This is a genomic window from Parachryseolinea silvisoli (genome assembly GCF_021190955.1).
In the GTDB taxonomy this organism is placed as follows: domain Bacteria; phylum Bacteroidota; class Bacteroidia; order Cytophagales; family Cyclobacteriaceae; genus Ohtaekwangia; species Ohtaekwangia silvisoli.
This window is the reverse complement of the sequence record NZ_JAIOAO010000003.1, coordinates 1,411,713-1,424,513: the sequence shown is the minus strand read 5'-3', so window position 1 is coordinate 1,424,513 and position 12,801 is coordinate 1,411,713. Positions and strand designations below refer to the sequence as shown.

Annotated in this window: 10 protein-coding genes; 8 read left to right on the top strand and 2 right to left on the bottom strand. The window is 51.6% G+C overall.

The annotated features are described in order from the left end of the window. Positions 1–26: 26 nt before the first annotated feature. Genes gatB through K7P01_RS22780 form a run of 3 tightly spaced genes read left to right on the top strand, consistent with a single transcriptional unit; the run spans position 27 to position 3,476 of the window. Entirely contained in the window at positions 27–1,487 is a 1,461-nt protein-coding gene (gene gatB, locus K7P01_RS22790; protein WP_267296887.1) for an Asp-tRNA(Asn)/Glu-tRNA(Gln) amidotransferase subunit GatB, read from the top strand. Beyond that, positions 1,484–2,698 carry a peroxiredoxin family protein gene (locus K7P01_RS22785; RefSeq protein ID WP_267296886.1) on the top strand — a complete coding sequence of 405 codons (1,215 nt, stop codon included), beginning with the start codon at positions 1,484–1,486 and terminating at the stop codon, positions 2,696–2,698. The genes gatB and K7P01_RS22785 overlap by 4 nt, the downstream gene beginning before the upstream one ends. A 7-nt stretch (positions 2,699–2,705) precedes the next feature. Beyond that, positions 2,706–3,476 carry a DUF3298 and DUF4163 domain-containing protein gene (locus K7P01_RS22780; protein WP_267296885.1) on the top strand — a complete coding sequence of 257 codons (771 nt, stop codon included), beginning with the start codon at positions 2,706–2,708 and terminating at the stop codon, positions 3,474–3,476. On the opposite strand, the gene K7P01_RS22775 is transcribed toward K7P01_RS22780, so the two are convergent. Continuing rightward, positions 3,457–4,785, bottom strand: a complete 1,329-nt coding sequence (locus K7P01_RS22775) for an FG-GAP repeat domain-containing protein (RefSeq protein WP_267296884.1) — start codon at positions 4,783–4,785, stop codon at positions 3,457–3,459. The genes K7P01_RS22780 and K7P01_RS22775 overlap by 20 nt on opposite strands. 194 nt (positions 4,786–4,979) lie before the next feature. Next, complete coding sequence (locus tag K7P01_RS22770) at positions 4,980–5,603, bottom strand: DUF4159 domain-containing protein (protein WP_267296937.1); 624 nt, start codon at positions 5,601–5,603, stop codon at positions 4,980–4,982. Positions 5,604–5,729: 126 nt separating this feature from the next. Between K7P01_RS22770 and K7P01_RS22765 the strand changes: the two genes are divergently transcribed. From K7P01_RS22765 to K7P01_RS22745, 5 genes are all read left to right on the top strand, one after another. Next, a complete protein-coding gene (locus tag K7P01_RS22765; protein WP_267296883.1) occupies positions 5,730–6,608 on the top strand; it encodes a hypothetical protein in 879 nt (292 codons plus the stop codon). 120 nt (positions 6,609–6,728) lie between these two features. Then, a complete protein-coding gene (thyA, locus tag K7P01_RS22760; protein ID WP_267296882.1) occupies positions 6,729–7,523 on the top strand; it encodes a thymidylate synthase in 795 nt (264 codons plus the stop codon). Between the two features lie 105 nt (positions 7,524–7,628). Next, positions 7,629–8,090, top strand: a complete 462-nt coding sequence (locus K7P01_RS22755; protein WP_267296881.1) for a hypothetical protein — start codon at positions 7,629–7,631, stop codon at positions 8,088–8,090. Positions 8,091–8,189: 99 nt separating this feature from the next. Continuing rightward, positions 8,190–10,706 carry a PIG-L family deacetylase gene (locus K7P01_RS22750; RefSeq protein WP_267296880.1) on the top strand — a complete coding sequence of 839 codons (2,517 nt, stop codon included), beginning with the start codon at positions 8,190–8,192 and terminating at the stop codon, positions 10,704–10,706. A 134-nt stretch (positions 10,707–10,840) separates the two neighbouring features. Then, positions 10,841–12,541: a sodium:solute symporter gene (locus tag K7P01_RS22745; RefSeq protein ID WP_267296879.1), complete on the top strand. Its 1,701-nt coding sequence runs from the start codon at positions 10,841–10,843 to the stop codon at positions 12,539–12,541. The last annotated feature ends 260 nt before the right edge of the window (positions 12,542–12,801 follow it).

Here is a 12,801-nt window from a genome sequence, read left to right as displayed (position 1 = left end):
ACACTTAATACTACAGAGTTTAAGACATGAATAAGTCCAACCGCGAAAAATACACCCTGGTCATTGGCCTGGAAGTACACGCCCAGCTGTTAACCAAGAGTAAAATATACAACACCGATTCGACCGAATACGGGAGTATGCCCAATACCAACGTGGGCGTGATCACGCTCGCGCACCCCGGCACATTGCCGAGGCTGAACAAACGCGTAGCTGAATATGCTATAAAGATGGGCCTGGCCTGTCACTCGAGCATCACCCGGTTTAACATCTTTGACCGTAAAAATTACTTTTATCCCGACCTTCCGAAAGGTTACCAGATCACACAAGACCGGACGCCGATTTGTAAGGGAGGAAATGTTACCATCACGATCAAGGACGAAGGTGACAAGGTGGTCCGTCTGAACCGCATTCACATCGAAGAAGATGCTGGCAAGTCCATGCACCTGGCCGCGGAGACAGACACCCTGGTGGACTTTAACCGCGCCGGTGTACCACTGATTGAGATCGTAAGCGAGCCCGACATGCGTACCTCCGACGAAGCCTATGCCTTCCTCACAGAAGTGCGGAAGCTGGTGCGTTACCTCGACATTTGCGACGGTAACATGGAAGAAGGCTCACTGCGCTGCGATGCTAACATCTCCGTGATGTTGAAAGGCTCAGATGTGTATGGAAAAAAGGTGGAGGTAAAAAACATGAACTCCATCCGTAACGTACAACGCGCCATCGAGCACGAATTCGATCGTCAGATCGACATGATTGAACGGGGGGAGACAATTATATCAGAGACCCGTACGTTCGATGCGGGCGATGGTAAGACCTATGGCATGCGTACGAAGGAAGAACTGAATGACTACCGGTACTTTCCAGACCCTGACTTGAGCCCGATGCAGATATCCGATCGCTGGCTTGAGGAGATTCAGGCGTCCATGCCGGCGCTTCCCCGCGAGCTATATCAAAAATACGTAACGACCTACGGCCTGTCGAGCTACGATGCGCATGTATTGACCGACACGAAAGAAGTTGCGTTGTATTTTGAGGAGGTATGCAAGCTGTCCAAAAACTACAAAGCAGCATCCAACTGGGTAATGGGCCCGGTAAAATCTTATCTCAACGAGCTTACGCTGTCCGCCGACGAGTTTCCGTTGTCTCCCAAGATCATTGCCGAGATAATTACGTTAATAGACGAAGGGAAGATCAACTTTGCGACAGCTTCGCAACGCGTGTTCCCCGAATTGTTAAAGAATCCGGGAAAAACAGCACTTGAAGTTGCCCAACAGCTAAACGTCATTCAGGACAGTAATCAGGACTCGATCCTGCCTATTGTCGAACAGGTGATTAAAGAGTTTCCGCTGAAAGTGGAAGAATATAAAAACGGCAAGAAGGGGATCATCTCCATGTTTATGGGAGAAGTCATGAAGCGAAGCAAAGGCAAAGCCGACCCGAAAGTTGCGACCCAATTGTTAACTAAGAAACTGGAAGAAATATGAACGTAGCACATCGATACCTCACATCAGGCAACCCGTTACGAAGCTTCTGGAGCCGGCTCAATACGCTCGGCTTTATGATGCTGGTGCTGGGCTTCTCCTGTTCATCAACAAGCAAAGAAGAGTCGGCAGCCGACGAAGCCGTTGTCGAAGGTTGGACCGTTGTCGTCAGTGGCAAGGTGGGCTACCCCCAGGCCGGTGGAAAGATCACCATCCAGGAGTTAAATGCCTCCGGTGCGCCAGGATGGCAAGACACAATTCAGTTGAAGAGCAACTATACATACTCTAAAACCGTCAAACTGTCCGCTCCTGGTTACTATAAATTGACATTTTTCGACCGTCAACAGGTAGATTTTATACTTTTTAAGAGCAACATACAAATTAACGTAGACGGCAACGACGCGCGCGGTTTTGTGGAGATCAAGGGCTCGCCCGAGATCGATATCATTCGTCAGGCCCAGAGCATCATGGCGGAAGCTGAGCGCTCGCCGACGATTGCAAAACTGAACGAAGATTTCACAGCAGCCGTGCAGGCGAAAGATGACGCGAAGATCGCGCAGATACAGACTACCTATCAGCAAGAGATTGCCAAGACACACGAAAAGCTGGCCGAGTACCTTCGCAGTCAACCGGCGTCACTGGGCACCATCAATTTGCTGCAAAGCAACGTGCTGGACAAAGATCAGTATATGTCGACCTATGTTGCAGTAGCCGAAAAGCTGAAGAAAGAGTGGCCGCAGTATGCCGTGGCAAAAGAATTTGCCAGCATGGTAGACCGCATGAAGGTGTTGTCGATCGGTCAGGTAGCGCCGGAAATTTCACTGCCCGATACAACGGGTAACGTGGTGAAATTGTCCTCCCTCAAAGGTAAATATGTACTTGTCGACTTTTGGGCAAAATGGTGCGGCCCTTGCCGCCAGGAAAACCCCAACGTCGTACGTGCCTTCCAAAAATATAAGGACAAAGGCTTCACCGTATTTGGCGTGTCGCTGGATCGCAATAAGAAAGATTGGGTACAGGCGATCAAACAGGACGGCCTGGCGTGGACACACGTGTCTGACCTGAAGTACTGGCAGTCCGAAGCAGCGAAGACCTATAATATCACGGGTATACCATTCTCGCTGTTACTCGATCCCGAGGGCAAGATCATCGCCAAAAACTTGCGTGGCGCTGCGCTGGACAATAAACTGAACGAGATCTTTGCAAAAAAATAAAATGAGCATGACCCGCAGGTTGCTGGTGCTCGCTGTAGGTATCGTGGTCGTTGCATCCTGTACGATGCGCGAAAAGAAAGAGGAGAAAGTCCCCATCGCATACACCATGACATCCTTCCGGCTCGAATCGGCAGGTGGCTGTGCGACCGACTCGACGGCGTGTGCCTCGTATGAAGTAGACTATCCCGTATTTACGGGGTTAGACTCGATGGTAAACGTCATCATCTCCAAACGCATTCTTCTAACCGCCGACATGGGTAACCCCGAACAACGCGGTAAGACCATGGAGGAGGTCGCCCACGATTTTATTCAAGACTTCGAGAAATTCACAAAAGAATTCCCCGATCCTTCGGGGGGATGGTATTATGGCGCCACCGTATCGGTCGTGCTGCTAAACGATACCTTATTGACACTCGCCACGCAGGATGAATACTTCACTGGCGGTGCCCACGGGGGTGGCGGTAAATATTTCATCAATATCGATCCACGCAACGGTCGCGATATTACACTTGATGATTTCTTTAAGCCTGGCTATGAGGCTGCGCTGACGTCACAAGGCGAGCAGGCCTTCCGCAAGGCACGGGAAATGGCCGACACGACTTCGCTTCAACAGCAGGCCTTCGAGTTTCCCGACAACAAGTTTCAGCTAAACAAAAACTACGGGTTTACACAAGACGGCATTACGTTTTATTACAATAGCTACGAGGTGGCCTCCTACGCTGCTGGGCCCACGGAGATTCATATACCGTATGCAGCACTCACGGCCTGGCGGAAGTAGAAGCCAGGCCCGCGGTATTCTTGAGCACCAGCAACGACGTTTTTCCGGAAGCCCATTGTTGAATTAATGGTCGGGGTACACCCGTATCAAAGTCCAATGCACCGATCAACAGATCCGGGTAATGATCATGGTTTAGATCAGTTGTTTCCATTGTAATCCATCGCCCCCCGGCAGCGAGGGGAGTGGTATAGGCATGAAAGATCCCATCTGTATTTTCATAATACACAAATCCTTGCTCGGCGTGCTCCCGGAAGTCAGGAAAAAAAGAAATGGCAGCGATGTCCAGGTCGCCGTCGCGATCAAAGTCCTGGGTACTGGTTTGAAACGCTCCATGAAGTGGTAAAAAGAAAGATTCTGTAAACCGGTTAGTGCCGTCATTCAGAAATAGGCGCACACCGTGATAAGGTTTGAGAATAGGGGAGTAGTCGGCATTGTCACCATTGCTGTATACAATATCGGGATGTTGATCGTGATTAAAATCAATCAGCTCGAAGAAACTGCTGCCATATACCGGCGGAAAACGAAGCAGCGTTGTTACGCGAAACTTAAACTGGCCATAATTAAGCAAGAGTATAACGCGTTCGTCTCCTTGCGTAAGCAACGCCGCGATGTCGGGTAATCCGTTATTGTCGAAGTCATGTAGAATAGTCTTCCGCGCACCGGCGCCAGTAGCCAATACGTGTTTTTTAAAAGTACCATCGGCCTGGCCTTCATACGCGAGCAAGGAGCCCGTGTGGTTTCCAAAAGCACACACCAGGTAATCCCGGTGCCCGTCAGCATTCAAATCTGTCTGCTGAAAATGTACCGGGCGCTGCAATGAATCGATCAGACCAAACGCAGTGCCGGTGTCAGGCTGAACCCAAACCTGCCCGCGCGTAGCGTCGTTAGGATCCATAATGCCCATGGAAAGAAATATACGTTGATGATCACCTACGATCATGGCTGAAGGTGGACCTGGTAATGTGAGCGAGTCCTTTTCAACCAGATTTTCGGTCATGGTATATACCTTGGACAGGCGCGTGCCCACGAAAAGCTGACGATGGAGTGTGTCCGCCTGAATCATCGTAATAAGCGGTGGCGTCGGTAGGTAATAAGGCATCGCATCAAACTGATGTAACGGCTGTGTCACCAGGGCGGTAGGTAGTGTAAGTGTATCGGGAGCGTGCCGTTGATAATATGCTTTGATATGCTCGAATTCTTCCTCTGAAAGCATAGGTTTGTCGGGCAAAATGCGCATCAGGGCGTTCCGCTCATCTTCATCCATTTGAACGAGCTGATCCATACCTTCGAAGCCCATTCGTAGGGCCATGGCAGGCATGATACGCGCCGCCCAAAACGCTTTTGGTAATAGCCCGGGTTCAGGATAAGCGTGGCAACTCCCGCAGTACTGGCGTGCCAGTCGCTCGTCCCGGTGGTCGGTCGTTTCGCAACTCAGGGGTAGCAAACCACACCCTATGACGATCACAGCGGCGGGTAGGAATCGGGTGATAAAACGCAAGGACACTAGCGCGCGCTGGTAAAACTATAGGCGATCAGGTTGGCGCCCATACGCAGAGCCTGTTGCCGCTTTTCTTCAGGATCGTTATGAATTCGACGGTCTTCCCAACCGTTGCCCAAATCACACTCGTACGAATAAAACACGACCAACCGGCCTTCGTAGATTAAGCCAAAGCCTTGTGCTGGCTTTGCGTCGTGCTCATGGATCTTCGGCAACCCCCGGGGAAAATCAAACTTCTGATGATAGATGGCATGATCAAAGGGAAGCTCTATCAATTCCAGTTCGGGAAACACTTTTTTTAGTTCGAGCCGTATAAACTTATCGAGCCCATAATTGTCATCGATGTGCAGAAACCCACCGCCCGTAAGATATTTACGTAGGTTGGCAGCGTCGGCGTCCGAAAAAACCACATTGCCGTGCCCCGTCATGTAGACGTATGGATACAAAAAAATATCACGACTGCCCGCTTCTACCACATCTTCCTCCGGCGCCAGACTCGTGCCTAATTCCTGATTACAGAATTTAATGAGGTTGGGCAAGGCCGTTTTATTGGCATACCAGTCACCGCCACCAGGATATTTCAGCTTGGCTATCTTTACCAAAAGCTGACTGCTGGCATTCAACGGCATCGCCAGCAGGAAATACAAAAAAACACTATATCTTACACTACGTTTTATCATGGGTACGCTTTTCGTATACCTGTTCCCAGGTTACTTTTTACCTTTCAAGCGTTTAAAACTAAGCAACTACGCGATATGACCAAAAGACCCTTCAAGATTCATCAATTTTTTCTGGTCTGTAGCCTTCTGACCGGTGCCAGCTTTCTCGAAGCTTGTAAAGACGAAATAGTAGGTCGGGCCGATCTCGAAGCCGTACCAGAAGAGGCCCTAACCGAATCTTTCTACCAGGATTTGGACGACCTCAGCAACGTAGCCCTGCAGGAGCCTACCGACAACCAGTATGCCGGCGGCCGCACGGCTGCAACCATCACCGTCGACGACGATCGGTTTGACTGCAACAATGTCGTTGTCACGGTACAACCCGCCACGGGCTCGACCTTACAAAACCCGCAAGGCGTTATCACCATCGATTTTGGCACAACCGGCTGTGCCGACCCGCGCAACGTCCTCCGGCAGGGGAAATTGCACATAGCCTATTCCGGTCGCCGGTTCATGCCCAACTCCCGCATCATCATCACCCCAGAGAATTATTCTGTCAGCGCCGTGAAGATCGAAGGCGTCCGCACGTCTGTAAATGTTTCGACCAGTACAGAAGCCGCGCCGTCCTTCCACGTCACCCTGACCAACGGCCGTGCCACATTCCCAGACGGCACCACCATGACCCGCACGTCCGACATCACCTGGACCTGGAAACGCAACGAAAACCCCCTGAATGACGAACGTATCGTCTCCGCCGGTAGCACCGCCAGCGGCACCACCCGCACGGGCATAGCCTATTCCGTATCAGTCGATGAAGACCTGGTATACCAACGCACCTGCCTGATCGCAGTAGACGGCGTAAAAGATTACATAATCAACAACACCAAAGACATATCCGTCGACTACGGCTACGAAGACTGCCAACACGTAAGCATCACCGCCAATCGCGTAACCAAGGGCGTGAAAGTTTACTAGTCATAAAAGCCCAATTAACGCGACCATACATACTAACACCCATTCCCGAAATTTGCCCGTCTGGACTTTCTCCCGCATGCACGCGGTCGTATATTGCGCCATCTTGACAAGACAATTCCCATGAAGCAATACCTCGACCTGATGCGCGATATTTTGGAAAATGGCGCGAAGAAGACAGATAGAACGGGCACAGGCACATTATCAGTATTTGGCCGACAACTGCGGTTTGACCTTTCAGAGGGATTTCCATTGGTAACGACCAAAAAGCTCCACCTCCGCTCCATCATCCACGAACTGTTGTGGTTTTTGAAGGGCGAGACCAACATCAAGTACCTGAACGACAACAAAGTAACCATCTGGGATGAGTGGGCCGATGAAAACGGCGAGCTTGGTCCTGTCTATGGTCAACAATGGCGCAGCTGGCCGGCGCCCGACGGCCGTCGAATCGACCAGATTTCACTGCTCATGCAGCAGCTTAAGCAAAAACCCGATTCACGCCGGCACATCGTAAGTGCCTGGAACCCTGCCGAGGTCGACCAAATGGCCTTGCCGCCCTGCCACGCCCTTTTTCAGTTCTACGTAGCCGACGGCAAGCTCTCCTGCCAACTGTACCAGCGCAGTGCTGACTTCTTCCTGGGCGTACCCTTTAACATCGCCTCTTATGCGTTGCTCACCGAAATGATTGCCCAGCAGTGCGACCTGCTGCCGGGCGACTTTGTTTGGACTGGCGGTGACGTACACTTATACACCAACCACCTGGAACAGGCTCAGTTGCAGCTCACACGCACGCCACTGCCGCTGCCCAAACTAAAGATCGCCCGCAAACCGGCATCGATTTTCGACTACGTCTTCGAAGATTTCGAGATCGTCGACTACCAGGCGCACCCTGCCATCAAGGCCCCAGTAGCCGTGTAAGGCATTTGATGTCCTTACCTTACATCGGATGTAAATCCAGAAATTAATCCGAACCTTTTTGTTCGCATCCCACGTTATAGACTGTAACCGGAAACGATTGCGGAAATGAAGTGGCTATGCATTGCCCTGCTCGTATTTTTAACACCTGAGGACGCACCCTACAGGGCCGGCGATGATTTTGAAGCCAGGTTAAAGTTCGAGCTCAAACCGCGTCACGCGGCGCCGGTCGCCCAGGGCTACAGCAGCCTTCGACCTGATATCCACCAGACACCGCCGTTATTGCCTTTCTTAACAATAGACTTTAAAGTACTCCGGCTCTATCCCGGCGAAGTACGCGTACGCATAGAAGATGGCATGGGCGAGACCGTCTTGTCGCGCAAAGTAACAGAAGGGATGGCACTACCACTGACATTGGGATTTACCGATGATCTAAAAGGCCACCCTGAGGGCTATGCTTATTCAATCTACTTCATGACCCAGGATCGCGAAGTCACCAGTCGGGTTGTTATCTTCTTCGAAGAGAATGGCATTTTTCGGATTAACGGCGAGCCCCGGGGTAAAATATAACCGCTTCTATAAATAACATTTCATTAACAACGCTTCCGCGTGGATCGTAGCATCTTGCTTTCGTATTTTTGAGCTTTTGGTCCAATCATATTCCACCGAATGAAGCGACTCATAGTTATCTTTTTCCTCGTACCGGTCTACGTATTCTCCCAACAACAGCCCGATGCATCCCGCATACACCAGCGTCTTAAAAAACTGGGCGTGCTCACATCCGTGTTGTACATGGCAGCACACCCCGACGACGAAAACACCCGCGTAATTACCTACTTCGCCAACGACCGCCTGGCCACCACGGCGTATCTTTCACTGACACGCGGTGATGGCGGGCAAAACCTGATCGGTTCCGAAATACGCGACCAGTTGGGTGTATTGCGTACGCAGGAATTATTAGCCGCACGTCGCATAGACGGTGGGCAGCAATTCTTTACACGTGCCAACGACTTCGGTTTTTCCAAGTCGCCCAAAGAGACCTTTAAAATCTGGGGCGAGGAAGAGATTCTTTCGGACGTAGTAACGATCATCCGGCAATATCAGCCCGACGTCATCATCACTCGTTTCCCACCCGACGAACGTGCCGGCCACGGCCACCATACTGCTTCGGCCATGCTTGCCGAGAAAGGTTTTGAAGCAGCTGCCCGTGCGGATCAATACCCAGACCAGGCACGTGAGCTCGGCCCCTGGCAAGTAAAACGGTTATATACCAATACCGGCCGTTGGTGGAATACATCCATAAACGAAAATACACCCGGCGTGGTCACGCTCCCGGTAGGGGGGTATAGTCCGCTCCTGGGCATGTCGTATACCGAGATCGCGGCCATCAGCCGCAGCCAACACCGCAGCCAGGGCTTCGGCTCCGCCGGTACCCGCGGCGACCAACCCGAGTTCCTGGAATACGTGCGGGGCCAACGCGCCGAGAAAGATTTGTTCGAAGGAATTAATACTACCTGGACTCGCCTGCAAGGAGGAGAACGCATTCAACCGTTGGTCGATAAAGCCATTGCAAGCTTCCGTCACGAAGCACCGGCCGAGAGTGTCCCAGCCCTGTTGCAGATCCGTCAGGAAATGCTCAAGCTGTCGCCCAGCGTATGGCGAGACCGTAAGTTAGACGAAGTGGAACAGCTTGTGCAGGACTGCCTCGGTCTCTATGTCGAAGCGACCGCCAATACCTATCAATCAGCTGCCGGCCAATCCGTGCGCACGACGTTGGAATTAGTAAATCGTTCCTCGACGACAGTATCGATCGTACGCATCGTGGCGCGTGGCCTCGGCTTTGACTCCACGTGTTCGGTCCCGCTAAAGAACAATATACTGGTGAACATCAAAACAACAAAGACCATAAAAACGCGCGAGTTCTCGTCGCCATACTGGTTGTCCGAGCCGCACGGCATCGGCAGGTTTACCGTGCAGGATCCGCGTCTGATCGGGCAAGCCGAAAATCCGCCGGCTATCAGCGTGTCCGTCTTATACAATGTTGGTGGACAGGTGATCACGATCACACGTCCGCTGATCTACAAGTGGACCGACCCCTCGCGGGGTGAGCTATCACGTCCATTCCAGGTCGTACCACCGGTAGTTGTAACGTTGAGTAGCTCCGTGCTGATCTTTCCCGACACAACATCGCGTACTGTAAATGTCACGCTGGTAGCAACGGGTAACGGCGCGGTACAAGGTGGCCTACGCCTGGAGGCACCCACCGGTTGGAAGATCACGCCCAATAGCATTCCTTTTAAGCTCACCTTCCGTGGTGAAGAGCAGGTAGTATCATTCCGCGTATCGCCGTCATCCGTCGAAGAAACACAAACGCTGAAAGCCTTTGCCGTAGTTGACAAAGCAGGTACGTTTGATCGCAGCATGCAAACAATCCAGTACGATCATATCCCAACACAAACACTACTGCCACGCGCAGAGGCCCGCCTGGTGCGCGTAGCGTTAAAGAAAAGTGGATCGGTCGTAGGTTATATCAAAGGCGCGGGCGACGACATACCGACAGCCTTGCGCGTTATGGGCTACGATGTGCTTGAGCTAAAACACGAAGAGATCACGCCCGACAACCTGCGTCGCCTGGATGCCGTAGTCCTGGGCATTCGAGCGTGGAACACACAAGAACGCATCAAGTTCTACATGCCCATACTCTTACAGTACGTAGAGCAGGGAGGAGCCTTGATCACGCAATACAATACGCCGGGTGATGTAGACGCCAGCTTACTGGCACCCTATCCACTGACGATCTCGCGCGACCGCGTAACCGAAGAAGATGCCGCGGTCACCATCCTCAAACCTGACCATCGCGTGATGCAGACACCCAACAAGATCACCCAGGCGGACTTTGCCGGATGGGTGCAGGAGCGGGGCCTGTACTTCCCCAACCCGTGGGATCCGCGTTATGAAGCAATTCTGTCCATGAACGATACCGGCGAGTCACCCGCGAAAAACGGCAGCCTGCTCGTGGCGCAGTATGGTAGCGGTTATTTTGTCTATACCGGCCTGTCGTTCTTTCGCGAGCTGCCCGAGGGAGTGCCCGGTGCATACCGCTTGTTTGCCAACCTGGTCTCAATGGGAAAGAGGCCTGCGGCCCCCGTGGCCCGCAAAGGCTCTAAACGGAAAAAGCAAAAATAACCTGGTACTATCATGAGCTCCACCACGCCCGATAGACCGCCGGTATTTAAACACTGGCGAACCTGGTACTGGCTTGTACTGGGTGTACTGGCCGTACAGATTCTGCTATATTCCTGGTTAACCCGGCTATTCCTATGAATACACTTGACTGGTGCATCCTGTTCGGCACGCTGGTATTCATTGTGCTCTATGGCACCTGGAAGACCCGGGGTAATAAAAACATCGAGGGATACCTGAAGGGTGACAACAGCATGCGCTGGTGGATGATGGGTGTGTCCATCATGGCCACGCAAGCCAGCGCCGTTACGTTCCTGTCCACCCCGGGGCAGGCCATCGAAGATGGCATGCGCTTTCTCCAGTTCTACTTTGGATTGCCCATTGCCATGGTGATCATTTCCGTCACCATGGTGCCGATCTACTACAAGCTAAAAGTATTCACAGCCTACGAGTATCTCGAAAGCCGGTTTGATCTAAAGACACGCCTGCTTGCAGCCATCCTGTTTTTGATCTTACGCGGACTCTCCGCAGGCATCACGTTATTCGCCCCGGCATTGGTCCTGTCGACCATTCTCGGATGGTCCACACCGGTCACAACAATCCTGATCGGCGGATTTGTGATCATTTACGTAACCGTCGGCGGCACAAAAGCCGTCAGCCTGACCCAGCGTCAACAGATGGCGGTAATTATGGGCGGCATGATTCTCGCGGGCATCCTCGCATATACCATGCTGCCAAAAAACGTCTCTTTTACCGACACCGTAAAACTGGCTGGCTCGTTGGGACGAATGAATATCATCAATACAGAGTTCAACTTAAACGATCGCTACAACATCTGGTCTGGTCTCATTGCCGGCACCTTTTTGTTCCTTTCGTACTTCGGTACAGACCAGTCACAAGTATCGCGGTACCTGACCGGAACCTCCATCACCGAAAGCCGCCTGGGGTTGATCTTTAACGGCCTGCTAAAAATCCCCATGCAGTTCATGATTCTCTTTATCGGTGTATTGGTATTCGTATTTTATCTCTTTAACCAGCCGCCCGTATTTCACAACGTGGTATTAAAAGAGCGGGCACAACAGACACCCCAAGGTCAGCAGCTACGCGCCTACGAGCAACAATACGATGCGCTCTTTTTGGAAAAACGTCAATCAGTCGACCGCCTGGTAGATGCGATCCAACACGACGATGCCACGCAGGTGAATGTGCTCAAAGAAGAAGTCAAAGGACTTGAAGCGCGCGAGCGCGTACTGCGCGATTCGGTGCGCGCTACTATAGCAACCGCGGTGCCCGGCGCCAAGGTGCAAGACCGCGACTACATCTTTCTAAACTTTGTGTTGCAACATCTGCCCAACGGCATCATCGGCCTTTTGCTTGCGGTCATCTTTTCAGCAGCCATGTCTTCCATGGCCGGCGAGCTAAACGCGCTGGCATCAACAACGACGGTCGATATTTATAAACGATCATTTAAGGCCGAAGCCAGCGAGAAACACTACCTGCGCGCATCGCAGGGCTTTACCGTATTGTGGGCACTCCTGGCCATGGTTTTTGCCATGCTGGCAACCTTTGCGGAAAACCTGATCCAGTTTGTGAACATCGTCGGGTCATTATTCTACGGTACCATCCTGGGAATCTTCCTCACAGCATTCTATTTAAAACGCGTGCAGTCCAATGCAGTCTTTTGGGCGGCGATCATTGCCGAGGCCGTGGTATTGTTCTGTTATTATAGCTTCCGCGAAGACATTGCCTTTCTATTATACAATGTGATCGGCTGCGGCGTCGTGATCATTCTTGCCCTTATTTTTCAGGTATTCACCAAACGTACACATTCGGCTTAGTAGCCGGGTGTGTAGGTTGTGTGTAATGTGAATTCTCTATAAATGTATACTGTACCCGATCGGATACCTGAAAAGTAAGGTTTCTGTAGAACCACTTGTATAGTTTTCAAACGCATACGTGTAGAATCGAAAAATAAGTGCCGCGTTGTGCGGGATATATAGTTTATTTTTTATTACTTCACGAACGTGATTTGATCGTTAAGGTAACCACCAGCTGTAATTAGATCTTCTTGAATCACAACACACCGGTCTTTATTAAG

Bases quoted from the DNA above. Each gene is read 5' to 3' on its own strand.
- gatB (WP_267296887.1), top strand. From the start codon at position 27: ATGAATAAGTCCAACCGCGAAAAATACACCCTGGTCATTGGCCTGGAA.
- K7P01_RS22785 (WP_267296886.1), top strand. From the start codon at position 1,484: ATGAACGTAGCACATCGATACCTCACATCAGGCAACCCGTTACGAAGC.
- K7P01_RS22780 (WP_267296885.1), top strand. From the start codon at position 2,706: ATGACCCGCAGGTTGCTGGTGCTCGCTGTAGGTATCGTGGTCGTTGCA.
- K7P01_RS22775 (WP_267296884.1), bottom strand. From the start codon at position 4,785: ATGGCCCTACGAATGGGCTTCGAAGGTATGGATCAGCTCGTTCAAATG.
- K7P01_RS22770 (WP_267296937.1), bottom strand. From the start codon at position 5,603: ATGCCGTTGAATGCCAGCAGTCAGCTTTTGGTAAAGATAGCCAAGCTG.
- K7P01_RS22765 (WP_267296883.1), top strand. From the start codon at position 5,730: ATGACCAAAAGACCCTTCAAGATTCATCAATTTTTTCTGGTCTGTAGC.
- thyA (WP_267296882.1), top strand. From the start codon at position 6,729: ATGAAGCAATACCTCGACCTGATGCGCGATATTTTGGAAAATGGCGCG.
- K7P01_RS22755 (WP_267296881.1), top strand. From the start codon at position 7,629: ATGAAGTGGCTATGCATTGCCCTGCTCGTATTTTTAACACCTGAGGAC.
- K7P01_RS22750 (WP_267296880.1), top strand. From the start codon at position 8,190: ATGAAGCGACTCATAGTTATCTTTTTCCTCGTACCGGTCTACGTATTC.
- K7P01_RS22745 (WP_267296879.1), top strand. From the start codon at position 10,841: ATGAATACACTTGACTGGTGCATCCTGTTCGGCACGCTGGTATTCATT.